Below are 22103 nucleotides of genomic sequence, written 5' to 3'. Positions count from 1 at the left end.
TTAACGGGTATATTTTATTTACTGTATAGGTTCAAATCTACTGATTTTGATAATATCTTCAAAGTAAATATTTTTTATATTATAAATTTATTGACAGTAAGTGATCAATTATTTTTTGAAAATAAGATTCTTATTTTTAGTTTGTATGTGCTTTGATACATTAATTTTCTATATAAATTCCTCATTAACTATCCTATTCATACAAATTTTAGTTATGCTATAATTTTAACATTTCTAGAATTTATCTATATTTTAGAAATAACTTTAAGCGATTTAAAGAATATTAATTTATAGGTTATATATTTAAGCTATTAAAACTTTAAGTGATTGAGGTAATAAGGAAACTGTTAGTTTTTTAGCATTGGTGGGTATATATTCTCCATCAATTTGTAAATATTTTCCATCAAATTCAATTTCTAATTGATTGGATTTAAAAAATATTTTCTTCTTACTTCCGAAATTAGTATTAAATAAATATCCCATACCGATTAAACCAAATGCTCCCCAGGAACATTCAGCTATCAAATTAACATCAAATTTACCGTCCTGTAAAGAAGCTTTTGGCGAAATGGAAAACCCGTATCCTAAGCAATTACTGTTAGAAATATTCAGCATCATGGCTTTTCCCTTGAAGTTTTTCGTTTCTGAATGCATATCAATCTGAATGGGCTTATATTTAAAAACACTTACTATAGCACTTTTAACATATCCTGCTAATTGTCTTTTCTTTTGATGAGCATATTCTTTCACAGTATGTGCATCAAATCCTATACCTGCATTACTGAAGAAATATATATTATTAATCTTTCCACAATCAATTTTTTTACTAGTATGTTGGGAAGTTTTCAACGATTGTAATGCTTCTTCATAAGTAAGTGGAATATGTAAATGTCTGGCCAATCCATTTCCGGAACCTATAGGAACGATTGCTAAGGGGATTTCTTTATTAAGTAAGGCAGTAGCTACTTCATTAAGTGTTCCGTCACCTCCACAACTTACAATAATGTCGGCTCCTTCTTTAATGGATTGCAATGCAAATTTATATCCATCATCTTTTTTTCTTGTTACTTTGATTTCTTTATCATAGTCTGCAAAAAGTTCTTCAATCCTATTTTTTACTTTCTTACCTAATCCTTTACCTGAAATAGGATTAACTATAAAATGAATTTTTTTGTCTTTCATTTTAATGGTTTATGAACTTAGTTGGTACTATTTTTTAAATCTTTGATCATTTGTATGGGATCTTTCGCATTGAAAATGCTACTTCCGGCAACCAATACATCGGCTCCGACATCTGTTAGCTTTTTAGCATTTTCCAGACTGACTCCTCCGTCAACTTGTATTAATGCTTGTGAATTTTTTTGAATAATTATATCTTTACAGGAGGCTATTTTTTTATATGAGTTTTCAATAAATTTTTGTCCTCCAAACCCGGGATTTACAGTCATCACTAACACTAAATCCAAATCTTGGATAGTATCATCCAATAAATTAATATTGGTATGCGGATTTAAGGCTACTCCGGCTTTCATACCTAAATTTTTAATTTCCTGAATAGTCCGGTGTAAATGGATACAGGCTTCATAATGAACCGTAATATAATCTATACCTAAATTTTTAAAAGTTTGAAAATATTGACTCGGATTTACAATCATTAAATGAGCATCTTTGATTTTTTTAGCTTTTTTATTAACGGCTTCTAAAACCGGAAATCCAAAAGAAATATTAGGGACAAATACTCCATCCATGATATCTATATGAAACCAATCGGCTTCGCTCGAATTGATCATTTCTATATCCTTATCTAAATTCCCAAAGTTTGCCGAAAGGATGGAAGGTGCTAGTAGTGCCATTTTTTTTATACAAATTTATAAAAAACTATTTACTAATCGATATTGAAATTTAGCCGAAAAAATGAGTGTCACTTACTATCCATCACTTTACACGAAGAATTTAGGCATTACATTTGTATAAAATTTCATTTATGAATTTATATATTAAAAATATGGTTTGTGATCGCTGTATTTTTGCGGTTGAGGAAATTTTAAAAGAAATTCATATTAAGCCGGTTACTGTTAGGCTTGGGATGGTTATTTTAAATGAGGAATTGAGCAAAGAAAAGGAGCATATTTTTAGTGATAAATTAGAAAAGCTGGGTTTCGAGCTTATAAGTGATTCTAATCAAAAAATAATTGAAAAGATTAAATCTCTGTTAATTTCACAGATTCGAGAACATACAGCACCATCGATAACTTATTCTGAATTTTTATCCCAAAAATTAAACAAAGACTATTCTTATTTAAGCAAACTTTTTTCTTCTTCTGAAGGCATTACCATTGAACATTATATCATTCTTCAAAAAATTGAAACCGTAAAAGAATTATTGTCTTATGATGAATTGAATTTATCGGAAATCTCTTATAAACTGGGATACAGCAGTGTAGCTCACCTTTCTGCGCAATTTAAAAAAGTAACCGGTCAAACACCCTCTCAATTTAAAGCTCAAAAAATAAAAACAAGAAAAAGTATAGATAAAATAATATAATATTTCCCATTTATTATTATATATTAATTTATTTATTCAAATATTATATTATTTTAGCATATAAATATAAAATGATTTACTAAAGTTTATGTTTATAAGATATTAAATTTATGATATTTATCTATTTTTATTCAATTTCATATAAAATTTTAGGCATGAAATAAAATTTTTTATAATATACTTATTAATTTGGACTTTTACTATTATATTTATAGTTTTGTCGTCGTTAATTTAATTGCTTTTTAACAATGAACAGGAATAAGACCTTTGACTCTTTGAAATTTATATTAGTTTGTTTTGTAGTATATGCTCATACTACCGAAAACCTTTACAAAGATAGAGGAACAGCAGTTTTAGTTAGCTTTCTCTCTACTTTTACCATGCCTCTTTTTATATTTATATCCGGCTATTTTTCAAAAAACATTACGTGGGATAAATATGTCAAATCATTTAAATCTTTAGGACTCACCTACTTAGCAGCACAGCTAACTTATTCCATCCCTTTCATAACTGTACAAGCAGTAACCCTTCCTGCGGATCAATTTAATATTGTTCAAAAAATTATTTCGATTTTCATTCTTCCTTATGGAGGGCTTTGGTATGTGGTTGGTCTATTAGTTTGGAGATTACTTGTTTACTATATTGCTAAGTTAAATTTAAAATTCCCATTAGTGTTTAGTCTTTCACTAATTATACCTTTACTGTTTGGCTTTATAGATATCCAATTAAATGCCTTCAGAGTAATTACCTTCTTTCCGTACTTTGTATTAGGTTATTATTGCAATGAACAAATGTTCAATAAAATCAGAAAAGTTAATCCTATTATACCCGTTGCTATTTTATTAACCTTATTCACCGGCTTATACTTTGCTAAAAACCTTTTTTATTTCGTGATGGCTACTTTCGGGGAAGGATCTTATAAAAGTACTTATCCGACTCTTTTACAGGGATTTTTATATAGAGCATCTTTCTATTTAATTAGTATGATAAGCATTACTTGCGTAATAAATTTAGCAACTGATCGATTTTATAAATTAGGTAAATATTCGTTGGGAATATTTTTGGTGCATCCTTGTGTTATTTTTATAATATCCGGTATCAGGATGTATTTACTTCCTCCTTTAGATATTACCTACCCGATTCTTTTTGATTTTCCACTAGCAATGGTTATAAGCTTTATAAGTTTATACTTATCGGAAATAAAACCGGTCCAATATTGGATGAGTCCAATTATGTTTTTTCAAAAAAAATAAAAAAATTGCCTGTTTAATACAGGCATTTTTTTTGTTATTCACCCTTTTTTAAAATACTCATACTTTTATATAAAGATTTTAGAGATATTTTTTTAATAAGCAATTTACTTGTATATTATTTAATTTGTTAAATTGTGTATTTGATAAATAATAAGCTTATTTTTTTATTGAAACTAACTACTTTATATTTTCAAAACTTAAGCTAATTTCACTAATATATAAAATTAAAAAGCTGTAATTTAGCAATCCATTATGATATTAGTTACAGGAGGTACGGGCTTAGTAGGAAGCTATCTTTTAGTAAAGTTAGCCGAAAAAGGTAACCAAGTTAAAGCTTTATATAGATCGGAAGATTCTAAACAAGAAGTTTTCAACTTGTTTAAATTATACGAACCGGAAAGATTTAACGAATTATATGATTCTTTACAATGGATTAAAGGGGATATTCTTGATATTATTTCCCTGGAAGAAGCTTTTATAGATGTAACAAAAGTATATCATGTTGCCGGAAAGGTTAGTTTTAATGAAAAAGATAAAAAAGAATTACGCAAGATAAATATTGAAGGAACTCAAAATATGGTTAATTTATCTATTAATCATAAAATAGATAAATTTTGTTATATAAGTTCAATTGCCACCTTAGACTCCAACTTTGAGGATTTTTCAATTAATGAAAATGCTGATTGGAATTTTAAATTCAATCATTCATCTTATGCTTGCTCAAAATACGGAGCTGAAATGGAAGTGTGGAGAGGTTCTCAAGAAGGATTAAATGTGTTAGTTGTATATCCGGGTATCGTATTAGGTTCCGGAAATTGGAATCGAGGCAATGGATTACTATATGATCTGGCATATGCAGATCGAGCTTATTATACATCGGGGATCACCGGATGTATTGATGCTTCGGATGTCGCCGATGTTTGTATACGACTTATGGATGATCCTTCAATAAGTAATGAAAAATTTATTTTAACTGCAGACAACATATCGTATAAAAACCTCATGTGCCTGTTAAGAAAAGAATTGAACAGGAAACCTCCTATTAAAATATCTAATTCATTGTTAAAAAGGATATCCGTATTGTCTCGATTTTTACCCGGTAAGAAAACGATAAGTAAGCCTGTTTACTTAGCATTGACTTCTCAAAACACCTATTCCAACGACAAGATAAAAAAATTATTGTCGTATGCATTCATACCTATTCAAGATTCATTAAAATTTCACGCTAAAAATTATCTACAATATAAAAAATTAAGTAATGACTGAGGAAAATTTTATTCCATCTGAAACGTATAAAAATATAGAAAATGGAGAAGTGAACGCTAAATGCAGTTCGAATATAGCATTAGTTAAATATTGGGGTAAATATGACACACAATTACCAGCCAATCCGTCCATAAGTTATACACTTACCGAAAGTTTTACGGAAACTTCAATCCAATTTCAAAAATCCGACACCTTTTCGGTAAAAGTATATCTTGAAGACCAAATTCAAGAAAATTTCGCAGCAAAAATTCATACCTATTTTCTATCTATAAAAAAGTATTTACCATTTATTGACCAATACTCCTATTCCATACATACCAAAAACTCTTTTCCTCACAGTAGTGGAATTGCTTCATCTGCATCCGGATTTGGTGCTTTGGCCTTATGTCTTATGAATATGAGCGAATTATTGGGAGAGAAAAATTCTGAAGAGTTTACATTAAGAAAAGCTTCTTTTTTGGCTAGATTAGGTTCCGGAAGTGCATGCAGATCAATTTACAAGGGATTGGCTATATGGGGTAAAAGCCCAGATATACCTTCCAGTTCCGATTTATATGCTATTCCTTTTCCCTATGAAATAGCGCCTATATTTAAAGAAATTCAAGATACCATTTTATTGGTCCATGAAGGATCTAAACAAGTGAGCAGCTCCGTTGGTCATAGTTTAATGAAAGGACATCCCTATGCATCCACACGTTTCCAAGAAGCAAATAAAAATTTATCTGAAGTTTGCGATTTGATTCAATCAGGAGATTGGGAACAATTTGGTAAAATAGTTGAACATGAAGCATTGACACTTCATGCCATGATGATGACTTCTAACCCGCCCTATATTTTAATTAAGCCAAACACTTTGGCGATCATTGATAAAATTTGGAAATTCAGACACGATTCTAACGCTCAATTATATTTTACTTTGGATGCCGGAGCTAATATACATTTGCTTTATCCTGAAAGAGAAAAAGGTCTGATTACCAGTTTTATAAAAAATGATCTTATTAAATATACTGAAAATGGAAATTTAATATTAGATAGGGTTTTATTTTAAACATAAGGTATAAAAAAACAATTTAAATCTTAACAAAAAAATGTAAAGTCTTCTTTGTTAGAACGAAAAAAAGAGGGAATTTGCTTGTTTATATCAAACAAAATATTACCTTTGTTAAATTAAGATAAATAACCTTATTAAAATTAAATCATCATGAACAAATCAGAATTAATTGATGCAATTGCAGCTGATGCTGATATTACTAAAGCAGCAGCAAAAAAAGCTTTAGATTCATTTTTGAATAATGTAACCAAAGCATTAAAAAAAGGAGACAAAGTTACTCTTGTAGGTTTTGGAACTTTTTCTGTTTCTAAAAGAAGTGCAAGAGAAGGAATTAATCCTCAGACAAAAGCTAAGATTAAAATTCCTGCTAAAAAAGTTGCTAAATTTAAAGCAGGTGCAGAATTATCCACTGCAGTTAACTAGATAAACTAAATTAATTAAGTTTAAAAAAATTAAAGGCTGTTATGATAACAGCCTTTTTATTTATTTTGTAATGGATTTGATATGTATTTAATTTAAAAAAACTACTGTTTTCTAAATTTCGTCATCTTCATTAAAATTCCTCAGAGCTTTAACTTCATTTCTGTTACGTATAGTTGATATAATATTTCTACCTCTAGAAATGACCATAGGAACAACATAAGAAGAAGCTAACATGATCAATTTCCCTGATAAAGATTTCTTATTTACAAACCTTGAAATTACTTTTTCCGTTCCGAAACCTATTCCAAAATTAATTAGCATCTTTAAGAGATTTGAATTAGAAGCAAAGTTTAATGCTTTGTTTCCTACATTATCATTAACTAAACCTAAGGTTTCAGGTAAATGACTTAGGGAAAGTTTATTCTCCATATCAGAAATCTCATCTTTTAATACACGTTTACGTAATAAAAAATCTTCGTACGTATATCTTCCGTTAGTTTTTGTCATTAAGTTCATTTTCTTTTACATTTAAATGTAATTCAATAATTTTCCTCTCAATAAATTTTTTGATTTTCGAATAATTGGAAAGAAGAATCATAAAAATGATGAGATAGATACAAGAAATAATTAAAATGCCTAATCCCATATTATTAAAATGAGTTCCAAGCATTACTCCCAGAGCAATACTGGCTAAAAATAAGAACATCATTCCTAAGCTGAAAACAATAATGATGAAAATTACTATGCTCAACAAACCGGAAATAGTTTCAGTCAATTCCAATTTAAGAAGTTCGATTCTATTATTGATATATTTTTTTACAAAACCTAACATAAGTTATAAAAATATAGTGATAAAATTAAAAAAGAGTCATTAAAACAGACTCTTTTAAATTTTCAGTAATTATTTTTTGGTCAACTCATCGTATTCCTCCGCGAGATGATCAATTGTCTCATCTTTTTTTCTGTTAAACTCTTTTTTGTACTTATCATACCCCTCCTTCAATTCATCTTTATATTTATGATAAGAATCCTTAAGACTTTCCCCTAAATCTTCTGCTTTTCTTTTTATTTTTTTACGGGTGTTTTTACCTTTATCAGGAGCAATTAACACACCGGCAAGAAATCCGGCAACAGCTCCTAATACCATACCGGTTAAAACATTTTGAGCATTTTTATTTCCCATACTAATTACTATTAAATATTATTATAATGTTATTTTTAGAATTTTCACACTTTACTTAAGACAAGAAAAAACAACTAAGATTATCAATTATTTAGCTAAACATTTAAATAAATTTACTATTTATACAATATGCTTAAACTATAATAATTAAAAATTTAAAACTTATTTTTAATTTTGTTGCCTTAAACAAATTTACTCAATAAATTTGTAATTTCCAAAACAACATAAAAAATTATGCCAAAGTTCTCTTCACGAGGTTTAAATATGCCTGAGTCTCCTATTAGGAAACTAGCTCCTTATGCAATTAAAGCAAAGGAAAAAGGATTACATGTATACCATTTGAATATCGGACAGCCGGATATCAAATCCCCGCAAACTTCCATCGATGTTTTAAAAAATATTGATATTGATATTTATGCGTATACTCCTTCTGAAGGAAAATTTGATTATAGAGAAACACTAAAAGATTATTATCACTCGTTAGGATTCAATGACTTAACCAGAGACAATTTTATTATTACCAACGGGGGGTCTGAAGCCCTTTCATTTTCTTTAAGTTGCTTATGCGACCATGGAGATGAAATTATTGTTCCTGAGCCGTTTTATGCAAATTATTATAGTTTTGCAGAATCTATTGGTGTTACTATAGTTCCCATTGTTTCAACTATTGACAACGGATTTTCATTACCCGATATTGAAAAATTCGAAGAACTAATTACACCCAAAACCCGTGCAATTCTCATTACCAATCCAAGTAATCCCACCGGTTACCTTTATTCAAGAGAGGAATTGCAAAAATTGGCAGATATTGCAATTAAACACGATATATTTCTTATATCCGATGAAGTATACAGAGAATATGTATACGATGGATTAACGTTCCATTCCGTATTAGATTTTCCTGAACTTAAAGACAATGTGATTGTTGTAGATTCCGAATCCAAACGTTACAGCCTTTGTGGAATCCGTTGCGGTTTTTTAGTTACCAGAAATACAAAATTTTTGGAAATAGCCTTAAAATTCGCACAAGCTCGTTTGAGCCCTTCTTTAATTGGACAGATTATTGCCAATGCCGCACATAAACAACCTCTTTCTTACATTGAAAACGTAAGAAAAGAATATTCGGAAAGACGGGACTTATTGGTAAAATTACTTAATGAAATCCCGGGGGTAATTTGTCCCAATCCCAAAGGATCTTTTTATTGCACTGTAGAATTGCCGGTTGATAATGCTGAGGATTTTTGTTTATGGATGTTAAAAGACTTTGAGTATGAAAACGGTACGGTTATGCTTACCCCTGCACAAGGTTTTTACTCCAACCAAGAACATGGCAAAAAACAGGTTAGACTTGCTTATGTAATCAATAAAGATGACATTGCCCAATCCATAAAAATTATCAAAAAAGGTTTAGAAAAATATAATTCACTTCAATGATAGTTCAGGAGAATAAGGATATCAAAAAATTTACGACTTTTCAAGTACCTGCGCTTTGTAATTTTTTTACGGAAATATCTACACTCGAAGAGCTCAACGAGGCTTTAAATTTTTCTGAGAATCAAAATTTACCTGTATTATTTATAGGAGGAGGAAGCAATATTTTATTTATAAGAGCTTTTAACGGTTTAGTTATACAAGTTAATTTAAAGGGAATTCAAGAAAGGCCGGGTAACGATGAGAATCATGTATTCGTATCTGCTATGGCCGGAGAAAATTGGGATTCTTTTGTGAGCTATTGTGTAGCTAAAAATTACGGAGGATTGGAAAATTTATCTTTTATTCCCGGAAATGTTGGAACCTCTCCCATACAGAATATCGGAGCTTATGGAGTTGAAATGAAAGATTCTTTTTATCAACTGAAAGCTCTTAATCTAAAATCCCGTGAAATAGAGATTTTTTCTTCTGAAGATTGTAAATTCGGATATAGAGAATCTTTTTTTAAGAATGAAGGAAAAAATAAATATGCCATTATTGAAGTTACTTTTCGATTAACCACTAAAAAACATAAACTTAAACTCTCATATGGTGATATAAAAGAAGAACTTATAAAAAATAATATTTCTGAACCCTCTTTGCTGGACGTAAGAAATCAAATTATAGCTACCCGTAAACGTAAACTTCCTGATCCCGCACTTTTGGGAAATGCAGGAAGCTTTTTTAAAAATCCGATTATAACGATTGATCAATTAACTAAAATTCAAGAAAATTATCCAAATATACCTTTTTATACCATTTCCGATACTTGGGTTAAGATTCCTGCTGCTTGGTTAATTGAAAAAGCCGGTTGGAAAGGCCAAAAAATCGGAAACGTGGGTGTACACGAAAAACAACCGTTGGTATTAGTTAATCTGCATAATGCCGACGGAGAAGAAATTTTATCACTATCAAACTCTATAATTGAAGATGTTAATAAAATTTTTAACATTCAATTAGAACGAGAAGTAAATATCATCTTATAAATTTATATTTTTGCTTCCTTATTAAAATATGAAGATATTCCTTTATCCCTTTGCCGGTCTGTATTGGCTGGTTACTTATATTAGAAATAAATTTTTTGATTGGGGACTTTTACATTCAAAAAGTTATAAAAAACCGATTATTACGGTAGGAAATTTAAGCGTTGGAGGAACGGGTAAATCACCTTTCGTTATATATTTAATCGGATTGTTGAAAGATACTCATCTTATAGGCGTTTTGAGCCGCGGCTATGGCAGGAAATCCAAAGGTTTCCATTTTGCAAATTATACCACCAGTTATGAAGATATTGGTGATGAACCCATGCAATTTTTTTTACGTTTTAAAAACAAAATAATTGTAGGAGTAGACGAAAAAAGAGCCCATGGAATCGACAATTTAATTAAGGATTTTAATCCTGATCTTTTTATTTTAGATGATGCTTTTCAACATCGGTATGTAAAGGCGGGATTGAATATTCTTTTAACAGATTACAGTCATCCCTATTATGAAGATCATATTTTACCTGTTGGACGTTTACGTGAAGGCAGATATGGTGCTAGAAGGGCACAAATAGTTGTTGTTACCAAATGTCCCGAAAATTTAGATGAAGAAAATAAAAAGACTATTGAACGAAAATTAAAATTACAACCCTATCAATCATTGTTTTTTTCAACTATCATATATGAAAAACAGGTAATCTCTTCTACTTTAACTTTACCTATTGATGATCTGCTTTCTTATCAGATCTTATTAGTAACAGGAATAGCTAAATATCAGGATATATTGGAATTTGCGGAAAGTAAATTTTCATCGGTTACTCATTTACAATTTAAAGATCATCATAATTTTTCGGAAGCGGATATTGTGGAAATTGAAAAAGCTTATCAAAAATTAGATGGTAAAGCAGTCATTTTAACTACTGAAAAAGACTTTATGCGGTTAAAACATTTTCAACAACTGCAAGATATTCTTTTTTATCTTCCTATTAATATAAAATTAGACAGACCGGAAGAGTTTAAAAAATTACTAACAAAATTCGCAGGATAATGAGAGGTATTCATCTTTGAAATAGATATTTATCTATATTTGAATGGATTTCCTTATCTTTATCACTAAATTTTAACATTAAATTACCTTTACATGAATAAAAAGATATTATTTTGGGTTTTTCTTATTACGGGAATAATATGGATTTTAGGGGCAAGTTATTGGTATATATGGATTGAAAATCTGGATTTAAGCAAATTAAATTTAAGCAGTAATGACCCGAATACTAAGGCTTTTTTTAAAGCTGTTTCTGTGGTATTCGTACCTTTATTGATCACAGCTTTTCTTTTTTATTTTATAGGTTTATTGTTTGGTAAAAAAGAGGAAAAATATTTTACGGATATTGAAAAAGAGAATGAGCAATTAAAAAACGAAATTGCCACACATATTGATAAAATTGAAACCATGAAGGTTTTATATACCGGTGGAAAAATCAGAAGAAGACCCATAGAGACGCTTGAAAACACCTCTACCCTCTCTGCTTCTGAAAACGGTATTGTTGATGAAGAAAATAAAGAAAATACGCCCATTAAAAAAGATGATTTAAAAATTATTGAAGGTATTGGTGAACGTATTGAATTCTTTTTAAATGAAAGCGGCATTTATACTTGGGAACAACTTTCTCAACAATCTGTAGATTCATTGAAAAATATTCTTGAGCTTTATGAAGGAGCTTCCTATCGTATACACAATCCGAGCCATTGGCCGCAACTGGCTGAACTGGCTGCAACAGATCGATGGGATGAGTTTGAGGCTTTGCAAAAGTCCTTGTAGAACAAATTCTGTTTCTTTTTTTTATTTATAAAATATAAAATCGAGAAATTTTAAAATTATATTCTTATTTGATTTATTGACATTTTGATTTTAATTGCAAAGTCTTAAAAATTAAATGCCTTCTTCGTTCATTATTGGTTAATACCTAAACGTAATTATAAATTTATCAATCTTTTCTACTAAATCTTTTTTTAAATAAGTTATCTGACGTTTTCAATTCCTATGCGTATAAAGGGTTGATAGAGTTACTTATAACTCAGCTTTTTTTGATGCGGACTATCTATTTTATCAAGATAAATTCTATTTTAATTGTAAAAATTCACTTTTTACCTGAAAATTTTTAAATAAAACTTGCATTGTAATAAATTTGTTGTATATTTGCACTCACAAACACCGCGGGATGGAGCAGTAGGTAGCTCGTCGGGCTCATAACCCGAAGGCCACAGGTTCGAGTCCTGTTCCCGCTACTAAGTTTAAAAGAGAATCAAGCATATTGATTCTCTTTTTTTGTTTATTGTTAAGGAACTACTATATAATTTTAACTCCTAAAAAATATTTAAATTTTATTATTTCGTTCTAAATAAAACCCAACAATTTGAGGACATATTTATGAAAATAAAAAACATTAAAAACAAAAAGAAATCTATATAGAATTTCTTATTATAAATCATATCATAAAAAATATTTTTTGTAAATATCTTCTCCCATTTTTCTATATTGACTTGACTTATAATTTTTAAACGGAAATTTATTTAATCCTTCTAATTTTTTGGAATATTCTGAATATTGATTTAATTTTTTGTTTTCTATAAGTAATCTAAGCACATTTAGAAAACCATTAAAAAAAGTTACATTTAATATTCCTTTTTGAGTTTTATGGCTATATAATGACCATTGATCCTTATCTAAATTGTTTTTAACAGCAATAAATAAATCTCTAATTCTTTGGACACTATAATTTATATATTCATCTAATAAATCAAAATTTTCTATATTATTATCTTTTAATTTTTCTTTATCATTTCTATCCCATATATAAAATAAACTATCATGAGTTTTTTCATTATCAAGTTTAATTAGTGGCCTTAATCCAAAACTAACAATAGATGCTGTTTTTAATTTTCCTTTTTCAAAGCTATATTGTTCTATTAAATTTTCAAATGGACCACTCTCATTAAGTTTTATCAAAATTCTTTTTCCAATAGCTATATTAGAAAAAGGTCTTATCATTAATTCTATTTCTTGTTTTAATTTAGATTTTACATTCGTTTGGTTAGAATTAATTTCCAAGAATAAGTTAGCCTCAAATTTTAATCTTGTTGATTGATTTTCATTTTTAGGAAAAATAATTCCTGTAACTAAAAGGTTTTGTATTTTTCTCAAGGATTTAATTTTTTCTTCATAAGAATCATCTCCTTCATGATACGCATAAGTTCTATGCTGTCCATCAATTATCCCAATAATATTACATTCGTCATTAATCTCAATTTGGGCTGGAGTAACTCTTGTTTTAGAAGAATTAACAAATTGTCCATTTTCATCTATTTGCAATTGATTTCCATCTTCATCATATAGCTTTATCTTAGATTCTGAAATTGTAGAAATAATATTATTAATAAAGACTCGCTTTTTTTCAGATAAATATTTACGCATACTTGAAATTTTACTTCCTTCAATCATACGTTGATAATAACCAATATTTTCTTTTTTTCTCCATCCTTCTTGACGTAAAACATAAGCTCTTCTCATTAGAGATTCAGCATCAATATAAAAAGATACAATTTTATATCCTTCTTTAAAAGAACTTTTTTCTTCTGGAAGTATATGTCCTAAATATTTATTTTTTTGAGAATTATCACTTTTTAAAATATTTTCACCAAATTCATCAAATGGTAATTGGATATAATCGCAAAATTCATATTTACCTGTCTTTTTTATAACTTTACACAATAATTTAAAATATTGAACAAGATCATAATCAAAAAAATATACTCCTTTAGCTATGTTTTTATGTTCTTCAGCAACGTTATATCTTGAACAGTATAAGATTCGTAATCTTAGCTGATTAAGAGTATAACTTGTTTCTACATTTTCATTATAATATTTTTTAAAACTATTTAATTTAGGTTCATTGAGTAAGAATTCTATAAATTCTTTCTCGTTTTTAAGTACTTTATTGTAAAAAAAAGATTTGTTTTTTATATGATTTCCAGGGTTTTCTGATATGGTATATTCAGTAATTAAAATTACATTCTCACAGATAAATATATCGTCCATTTCAGATGTTCTATCTTTATAGTGAATCTGTTTTCCATCAATATTAGGCAATCGTATAAATCCTAAATTTTTAAAAATTGTTCTTATTTCATTTTCCTGAGTTCTTTTTAATTTATTTTGATTTTTTTGCTCAGGCGTCAATTTTTGAACTTTTTTTTTTGAAGATATCTTTATTCTTTTGGCCATAATTATTAATTATAATCATTTTCATTAAAATCTACACATATTTCACTAATGACTTTAATTTTGGGAGATGTTGAAGGTAAATCAGAATATGAATATGTGTTAGTATTTGTGTAGTTATAATATTTTTTAGAATTAAATTCTTTATTTTTTAAAAATTTGAAAACTGGATTTATACCAAATTTAGAAAGAGGAGGTTTACTTGTTAAATCATTTATTTCATTTATTAAAAACTTTTTTTTATTTGAAATATCTCCTATAATTTGATATTCAACGTTTATATGGGTTTTGCTATCATTAATATACTCTTTTATCTTAACAAAAATTTTTAAATCAAGTTCAAATTTCTTTTCAATTTCATTAATTAATATACGACCATATTTTAAAGATCTTAAATTAAGTATTCTTTTTCTAAATTCCTCTTGATCAGTTATTTTCTGTAATAAAAGATAATCCTTTTTTGATTGCTCTAAATTCTTTTTTAGATAATCATCAAACATTTCGATATAAGTGGTATTTAATTCAAATCCAATATATTTTCTATTCATTGATGCAGATTGGAATGGAACAGATCCACTTCCAGCAAAAGGGTCTAAAATGATATCTTCTTCATTTGAACTAATTTCGATTATAGTAGCCACCATTTCTTTCGGTAGGGGGCAAAAATGACGAATATATTTATCACCCCAAGATCCTTGAACAGGAATTGGAAATTCCCATATTTCATCCAAAGCTTTACCTCTAGGGTTATAACGCTCAGGATATTTAACCCACCATTTTTTTAATTGATTTACATCAAAATTTCTGACTTTATCCTTATTATATTTAAATTTTTCTGACTTTGCAAAAAATAAAATATATTCAAACTTTCTTTGGACAAAGCCATTATTTGACCAAGGAACAGTTTTGTCTTTTTTCCAAATAATAATGTCTTGTAGTAACCATCCTATTTCTTTTAGCTTATTAGAAAGATCAAAAGGAAGAGTAACAACTTGATTTTCTCTTTTAAATGTATCAATAATTATCCATAGACTACCATCTTTTTCTGTTATCTGAAATATCTTCTCAAATATGTCTTTTAAATCATTAAGATACTCTTGATATGATTGACCATAGCCAATCTGATTATCTGAACCATAATCTTTCATATCAAAATAGGGAGGAGAGGTAATAGTCGAATTAATTAAAATAGACTTACCAAGAAAATCTAAAATATTTCTTGCATCTTTATTGAAAATTTTATTTAAAATATCATTCTTTATTTTCTTCATTAATAAACTTCCAATAATTTGTTACTTAAGTAAGTTAAAAATTTCATAATATGCAAAACTACATAATAATAAGATAAAATCCTAATGGAATTTTTTTTAGATAGATTTTACATGTGTAACCTACATAAAAATATACTCTCACTAATATTAAATGAAGACCTTCCATCACTAATATATAATATAGAAAACTTAAATATTTTGAGATAATAAAAATTCAATAAGAATCTTGGTCTTTTTCCGCTGTATTTTTATTTACCGGTGACTTTACTAACTCAATAACATAAATCAATGATAAAAATTATAACCTTCAAAGAAAGAAAATGAGAAGATTCAAGTTACATGAGTATGAGAAATTTCTGATAGCATTGAAATGAGATAATTTTAGCAGATAGACAATTATTAAGTTAGGAATAAAATGAAATTTATTCCTTCTACTTTTGATAAAATCATTTTCCATTGTAATTATTCTTACTTCTTAAAAAAATTATAAAAGTGATTGAATTTAACAGAGAAAAATGTAACAAGCTTATAATTTAATGTATTTAGTATCTGCAATCTATTTAATAATAATCAAATAAACTTATTATTTTTTGGTTGAGTGGTAACTTATGAAAATATATTTTTCACCTTTTCTAGGCTTATTCTGGATTGTTTAAACTATGAACTGAATAAAACAAACTATTTACTCAATAATCTCTCAATCAACTCATTTTTTTCTTGAATCATGTGTTTATAGAGCTCTTTTTTTCTTTGTAAAGATCTTCTTTTACTGTATAAAGGTTAATGATATTTACTTAATCCCGTAACTTTGCTCTATGGGAAACCAATATTTATTGCATAAATGGTTTTGTTTAACTATTTCACGCTCAATAAATATATAATTTCTTATAAAATCAGGCTTTCAAAAATAAGCTGGCGATTGTCTTAGTTTTATTCTAAGGCTATATTCACGATAAGTAAGAATAAAAAGCCATTATAATTTTGTACTACATTTATAAAATTAATCTCTTTTTTAAAAATTATAAATTTTCCAGTAAACAAAGTGAATAATTTTCGAAAAGATCTATTCTTTTTATATTGTTTAAATAAGTTTACTTATCCTTTTTTATAAGTAATAATTTAAATCGTTATTCATTGTCTTCATCATTATAAAACACATAATAGTTTTGTAGGTGTTTTATAAGAAGTATTTTCTATATAAGTCTTATTCTCTTGATAAATTGGCAGAGCTGCAAAAAGCATTGAAACATTAGTAAATCGCTGTTGACCATCTATTATTTGCAATTGGGATATATTCGAAATGGCAAGAATGCTTTCCTGAAAATAGATCACAAACTCCATAAAGTGTCAACTGGTATATTTTCAACCAATACTTAAAATATTTTTAAATAATTCTTGACAATGTTCCAATATTTAGTTATAAATACGTTGGTATATTGGAATAACAAATTGATTACGTGATTTGAGTATAGATGCTGATTCTTTCATAGATTTTAGTTTTCAGGTTTTACGTTTACTTTTTATTATAAACTTTTTATTACTTCAGTAATTGTTCTGAAAGTATAAGTATCTGGTACTTGAACTGATTCGAAAGCCATAAAATACTTATATTTTTCACCTGCTTTTTCAGCCCATTTTTTACCTAATAAATTTTTATTTTTACTATCTTCATTATTTAAATGATCTCCTTTTACTTCTAATAAAATCAGATTATTCTTTTCGGTACAAATGATAAAATCCGGGTAATGGTTTTTGTTATATCCGTTCAGAAAAAAACCTTTCTTTCGCTCTAAATTCCGATGCCAGAACTTTACATTTTCTAAAGCGGCTACTTCCATAATGATTTTATGTTCTGACTGATTCATTTTCTCTTCCTGTTCATATAAGGATTTAATGATTGGACTGCTAGATTCTACCAGGTTTACCTGCTTAGGAAAACTCCAACTTTCTTTAGTGATAATCTGGTTGGTATCTAGTAATCGATTAAAACTTTCCCGGGAATAGACATCGGTTAATTTATTTATTTTTTCTTTTATTTTTGCTATGTATATATATACGTTAGTAACTATATCTCTAATTTGTTCCGTATTGGTAAGATTTTCAAAAATTTTGTTTACATATTTGGTTAAATCCTGCTGAGAGATAGGGCTCTGATCTCCCAGTTTTCTAACTATTAAACTACTTATCTGTCTTTTTTGTACTTCTTTCGGAATGTTGAGTATGGCGTCGAGTAACAATTCTTTTCTCCGGTTTACTATTTTTTCCGTTTTAACGGTTCCTGTTCGTTCATCTATATCTGTTTGATAAATATCGGCAGAGATTTTAAAGTCAATCTGTGTATCCTGAGTGGCTAAGACAAATCCTTCTAAGAGACTGTTTTTACTAAGAAAAATTTCATTTTCTTTCAATTCCTTAAAAAGAATTGCATTCAAATCTTCTACTGGAGATTTTTTAAAAAACTGAGGTAATTTCATATTACCGGCAGTATATTCTTCATTTATTTTATAGGTTTTCACTGTTCCTCCCATTGCTTGTATAAGATAGGTGTCATCGTCTTCATCGGTAATTGCAAGTTTTTGTTCAAACTCTTTTCCTTCAATTATCGCTTTTTCGGTTATTTGCTGAACAATACTATTATTTGTTACTTTCGAAACAATTCCGTTATCATTTAACGGAATATACTCTATTTTTTCGATTGCAAAATCATCATCTGAAGAGGTGGTTTCCGGTGTATCAACAGAAAGCAATTCCTGCTTTAAAATATCATTGTCTGTAAGCTCTTCTTCTTGTTGGGTATCAGTTGCGTAATAATCTTCTTTACTAAAGCCGGAATCCTGCAATCCTTTTACAATTTTATCCAGCGTTTCTTTAAATTTAGCAGAAGCCGTAAGAACAAAGGAAAGGTTTAGGAGATTTTCCGAGTGTTGAGTTACATAGGGTTGACGTAAAATACGCCCTAAAATCTGTTCAACATCTACTGCGGAAGATTTATCTGCCAATGAGGCTAAAATATAGGCATTGGGACAATCCCAACCTTCTTTTAATGCATTAATAGTAATAATGTACCGCACCGGACATTCTTTGGAAGTTAAGTCTATTCCTTTTAGTTCATCTATTCCGCTGACTTTTATTTTGATTTGTTCTTCTGGTATACCTAAGCGAATTAGTTTTTCTTTTATATTCTGAAAAGTGGTATTATCTTTTCCTTTAATATTGGATTGGGCCTGAAATAAAATAATCGGGCGTATGTATTTGCCCTTCTGTTTTTCTTCTTCTTGTGCCAGTAATTCTAATTGTCGTTGTAAATGTAAGGCACTGCTAATCACCTCTTCTTTCCGGTTGTGATTGTACACAATCACCGGAAGTTTTACCATGTGTTCTTTTTTCAGCTCTACTGCATTTACAAAACTGATAATATTACTGTTCGATTTGGGGGTGGCTGTTAAATCCAAAACCAAAGAAGGGTTTAAATTATTCAGCATTTCCACGCTTAAATCGCTCTCTGCATTATGACTTTCATCTACTATAACCACCGGATTCAGGCTTCTTATTACATTAATCAGAGCCGTTCTGTCGGTTCCTTCCAATACTACTTCTTCATCAATAAGAGTGTCGGCAAAGGATTCTAAGGCACCATTTTCCTGATATATTTTACGATCTTCCTTGTTGGCTTTATTTATTCGTAAACTGCTAAAATTGAAAACAAAAATATTTAATTGCTCCAGTGCTGAGGAAGGATTAAAATTAGCTCCCTGCAATAGTTGCTCTTTTCCGTATACCTCTACTCTTCCGTTAAAGAGAGTATTGAGTTTTTGGCGGTACGGATGAGAAGAGTTGGATAAATTACCCACCGTTTGTTGCAACAGGTTAGACCAGGGTACCAGCCAAACCACGGCCTTTGGATTTCCTTTGTTAAAATAAGTGTTAATACTTTTTAAGGCATTACAGGCAATAAAGGTTTTTCCGCCGGCAGTAGGTACTTTTATCGCAATATGAGCCGCTCCGGGAATGTTATCTTTATACGGTCGCTTTCCGGTGGTAGAACCGTCTAATTTTACGGTATATTCTCCCAGTTTATCTTTCCAATACTCATTAAATGCCTGTGCCGGAGAGCTACATTCTTCCAGATAACTCAAATAGTTTTCTAAATCGGTTATTACTTTTTGTTGGTAGGGTTTTAATTCCATAAAGGTTATCCTTAAAAACGGGTAATATCCCGGGGTATTTTTTTAAATATAAGGGAATGTTTGTTCATAAAATCGGCATCGAGTAAGCAGTTATCTGCATAAATAATATATTGTTCTGCCTTCGTTTTCAGGGTGCGCAAAAAGTTCTCATCCAGTGTAGTAAGCTTTTCTTTATCGTAATAAAAATAATACGCCGTTTGGTATTGTTTTCCTAACAGATAGTTTTCTTCCTGTTTTTGGTAAGGAGTTTTTACCTCAGAGTACCAAATATATTCCCTGATTTTTTCTTCTCCTACTTCTTCATTTAATATATTTTCTTCTAAGAACAGCGGTTTACCTAGTTCGTAATAAGAAAAATCTCCTCCGGTCCCTTCTACCGCTTTGTTTTCTTCTCCATAGCCGGAAATTACCCGTTTTACCCTTTCGGCGGTAATACTTTCTGCATAGTCTTCCATTTCTACCAAAATAAACTTGCGGTTGCCTCCGTCTTGTTTATTAAGATTTAAAACGGCATGAGCCGTGGTTCCTGAGCCTGCAAAGGAATCTAAAATAATGGAGTTTTTTTCATATTTAATAAAGTTTAATATATTATAAATTAAATTAACAGGCTTAGAATAATTAAATACATTTTTATTGTCAAATAAATTTTTTAAATCTGATGCTGCATTAGCATTTAAAACATCTGTAATTAAATTTTTTTTTGGTGCAGCCCTTTCTATAGTAATGTTTGTATTATCAACTTTTAAATAATTCTTGTAACAAACAGCCCATCCACTTTTTTTATTTTTTGATTTTCTAAATTCCAAAAAATTATTTTGCAACGCCCATTTTATTTTTTCCTTTCCCCATTTCCAAATCCATCCATCATTAAAATATTCTTTTCTACCATTGGGATAAGTAAAAGTCCCATCAGGGCATTTTATTTTAAAGTTTAAGCTATCACTATATTGTAATCCTCCCCTATCAAGGTTATCTATATAATAAGGACCTCTTTGTTCAAAAAACTCATCTTTATATTTATATCTTTTTAAATCGTAAGATTCCTTGTTTTTATTAAAAATCACGTTATTATTCTTTGAATATATTAGAACATATTCAATAATATTTGCTATAGTTTTTGCATCTGATGCACCTGTTTTTTTTTGCCAAATAATATTATTTACAAAATTACCTGCCCCATAAATTTCATCACAGATTAATTTTAGGTTTGCCTGTTCGTTATCGTCAATAGAAATAAAAATAGCCCCATCGTTAGCTAATAATTTATGTAATAGTTTCAACCGGGGATACATCATGCAGAGCCACTTATCGTGCCGGCTTAAGTCTTCGCTTTCCTTACCTACTACCTGCCCTAACCATTTTTTTATTTTAGGATCGTTTACGTTGTCGTTATACACCCAGCCTTCGTTTCCGGTATTGTACGGAGGATCTATATAAATACATTTTATTTTTCCTTCGTACTCAGGAAGTAAACTTTTTAAGGCTTCGAGGTTATCGCCGTGTATAATTTTATTTTCGCTGGTTTTCTCTTTCTCTTCTGTTTGTGTACCGTTTGTATAGGTATATTGCTTTTCCAGTATCCTAAAAGGTACTTCCTGATGATGATTAATTACTTTCTCTTTTCCTATCCAATGAAGTGTAGGCATTTATCTAATTTTTTATCTAGGGCAAAGATAAAAAATATAGACTTTTGTATACAATATAAATTAACAAATTTATTATATTAATTTTTATTTTTTAATCGATTTTTATTTCTTATTTAATGTATATGGATTAAATTACTGCAAATATTTGTATTTAAAATATTTCTAATTTTTTGTTTAGAGTTAGTTATTTATCTTATTTTTAAACTAAAATATTATATCAATGAGCAAAAATTTGGAAAATTATCCGTTAGTATAACTTTAAAAGATAAAAGTAAAGAAGGTTTTATAAAGAGAATAAACAAAATATTTAACTATGTTAAATGAAAAAAAATAGAATGGAAATTCAATTATTTAAATTATTTTAGAAATAAAAGTAAACAATTTAACAAATATATAATATTCTGTTTAACAATAACTTTCAGAATAAATTTTGTAAAAATTAATAATTAAAAAAATTCATTAACTTATTATAAGAAACAAATATTGCTTATCCAGTCAATATATATTATATGTTTTTTTTATTAATGAATGGATTAATAATAA

General features: G+C 28.7%; 18 protein-coding genes and 1 tRNA gene. 10 read left to right on the top strand and 9 right to left on the bottom strand.

Annotation, left to right across the window (positions count from 1 at the left end; translation table 11 throughout):
- Positions 1-303: 303 nt before the first annotated feature.
- On the bottom strand, positions 304-1182 hold the full coding sequence (locus tag GFV01_RS03780; protein ID WP_160564937.1) for a diacylglycerol kinase family protein: 879 nt from the start codon (positions 1180-1182) through the stop codon (positions 304-306).
- A gap of 17 nt (positions 1183-1199) precedes the next feature.
- Entirely contained in the window at positions 1200-1853 is a 654-nt protein-coding gene (gene rpe / locus GFV01_RS03775; RefSeq protein WP_160564935.1) for a ribulose-phosphate 3-epimerase, read from the bottom strand.
- Positions 1854-1984: 131 nt separating this feature from the next.
- Here rpe and GFV01_RS03770 point away from each other — a divergent pair, with 131 nt between their 5' ends.
- The 5 genes from GFV01_RS03770 (at position 1985) to GFV01_RS03750 (ending at position 6538) form a co-directional block, all read left to right on the top strand.
- Complete coding sequence (locus GFV01_RS03770; RefSeq protein ID WP_160564933.1) at positions 1985-2545, top strand: AraC family transcriptional regulator; 561 nt, start codon at positions 1985-1987, stop codon at positions 2543-2545.
- Positions 2546-2793: 248 nt separating this feature from the next.
- The gene (locus tag GFV01_RS03765; protein ID WP_160564931.1) at positions 2794-3798 is read left to right on the top strand and encodes an acyltransferase family protein; all 1005 of its coding nucleotides are present in this window, start codon (positions 2794-2796) and stop codon (positions 3796-3798) included.
- 252 nt (positions 3799-4050) lie between these two features.
- Entirely contained in the window at positions 4051-5064 is a 1014-nt protein-coding gene (locus GFV01_RS03760; RefSeq protein WP_160564929.1) for an NAD-dependent epimerase/dehydratase family protein, read from the top strand.
- Positions 5057-6112, top strand: coding sequence for a diphosphomevalonate/mevalonate 3,5-bisphosphate decarboxylase family protein (locus GFV01_RS03755; RefSeq protein WP_160564927.1), 1056 nt, complete (start codon positions 5057-5059; stop codon positions 6110-6112). Before GFV01_RS03760 ends, GFV01_RS03755 begins: the two co-directional genes overlap by 8 nt.
- A 153-nt stretch (positions 6113-6265) precedes the next feature.
- A complete protein-coding gene (locus GFV01_RS03750; RefSeq protein ID WP_105297795.1) occupies positions 6266-6538 on the top strand; it encodes an HU family DNA-binding protein in 273 nt (90 codons plus the stop codon).
- Between the two features lie 111 nt (positions 6539-6649).
- Here the strand turns inward: GFV01_RS03750 and GFV01_RS03745 are convergent, their stop codons facing one another.
- The 3 genes from GFV01_RS03745 to GFV01_RS03735 all read right to left on the bottom strand — a co-directional run bounded on the left by GFV01_RS03745 (position 6650) and on the right by GFV01_RS03735 (position 7721).
- Positions 6650-7045 carry a hypothetical protein gene (locus tag GFV01_RS03745; protein ID WP_160564925.1) on the bottom strand — a complete coding sequence of 132 codons (396 nt, stop codon included), beginning with the start codon at positions 7043-7045 and terminating at the stop codon, positions 6650-6652.
- The gene (locus GFV01_RS03740; protein WP_160543133.1) at positions 7032-7370 is read right to left on the bottom strand and encodes a phage holin family protein; all 339 of its coding nucleotides are present in this window, start codon (positions 7368-7370) and stop codon (positions 7032-7034) included. Before GFV01_RS03740 ends, GFV01_RS03745 begins: the two co-directional genes overlap by 14 nt.
- Before the next feature lie 69 nt (positions 7371-7439).
- Positions 7440-7721 carry a YtxH domain-containing protein gene (locus GFV01_RS03735; RefSeq protein WP_160543134.1) on the bottom strand — a complete coding sequence of 94 codons (282 nt, stop codon included), beginning with the start codon at positions 7719-7721 and terminating at the stop codon, positions 7440-7442.
- 234 nt (positions 7722-7955) lie between these two features.
- Between GFV01_RS03735 and GFV01_RS03730 the strand changes: the two genes are divergently transcribed.
- From GFV01_RS03730 to GFV01_RS03710, 5 genes are all read left to right on the top strand, one after another.
- A complete protein-coding gene (locus tag GFV01_RS03730; protein WP_160564923.1) occupies positions 7956-9155 on the top strand; it encodes a pyridoxal phosphate-dependent aminotransferase in 1200 nt (399 codons plus the stop codon).
- Positions 9152-10177, top strand: coding sequence for a UDP-N-acetylmuramate dehydrogenase (gene murB, locus GFV01_RS03725; RefSeq protein WP_160564921.1), 1026 nt, complete (start codon positions 9152-9154; stop codon positions 10175-10177). The genes GFV01_RS03730 and murB overlap by 4 nt, the downstream gene beginning before the upstream one ends.
- A gap of 28 nt (positions 10178-10205) precedes the next feature.
- Positions 10206-11222, top strand: coding sequence for a tetraacyldisaccharide 4'-kinase (gene lpxK, locus GFV01_RS03720; RefSeq protein ID WP_160556764.1), 1017 nt, complete (start codon positions 10206-10208; stop codon positions 11220-11222).
- A gap of 93 nt (positions 11223-11315) precedes the next feature.
- Positions 11316-11996, top strand: a complete 681-nt coding sequence (locus GFV01_RS03715; RefSeq protein ID WP_160564919.1) for a hypothetical protein — start codon at positions 11316-11318, stop codon at positions 11994-11996.
- Positions 11997-12390: 394 nt separating this feature from the next.
- Positions 12391-12463, top strand: a tRNA-Met gene (locus GFV01_RS03710).
- 205 nt (positions 12464-12668) lie between these two features.
- Here GFV01_RS03710 and GFV01_RS03705 read toward each other — a convergent pair.
- From GFV01_RS03705 to GFV01_RS03690, 4 genes are all read right to left on the bottom strand, one after another.
- A complete protein-coding gene (locus tag GFV01_RS03705; protein ID WP_160564917.1) occupies positions 12669-14459 on the bottom strand; it encodes a DGQHR domain-containing protein in 1791 nt (596 codons plus the stop codon).
- Positions 14460-14464: 5 nt separating this feature from the next.
- On the bottom strand, positions 14465-15727 hold the full coding sequence (locus GFV01_RS03700) for a site-specific DNA-methyltransferase (protein ID WP_185150321.1): 1263 nt from the start codon (positions 15725-15727) through the stop codon (positions 14465-14467).
- A 1523-nt stretch (positions 15728-17250) separates the two neighbouring features.
- A complete protein-coding gene (locus GFV01_RS03695; protein WP_160564915.1) occupies positions 17251-19914 on the bottom strand; it encodes a DEAD/DEAH box helicase in 2664 nt (887 codons plus the stop codon).
- A gap of 11 nt (positions 19915-19925) precedes the next feature.
- A complete protein-coding gene (locus tag GFV01_RS03690) occupies positions 19926-21560 on the bottom strand; it encodes a site-specific DNA-methyltransferase (RefSeq protein ID WP_160564913.1) in 1635 nt (544 codons plus the stop codon).
- Positions 21561-22103 lie beyond the last annotated feature (543 nt).

It is taken from the genome of Apibacter sp. B2912 (assembly GCF_009827835.1).
GTDB lineage: Bacteria > Bacteroidota > Bacteroidia > Flavobacteriales > Weeksellaceae > Apibacter.
This window is presented reverse-complemented; position numbering and strand designations above follow the sequence as displayed.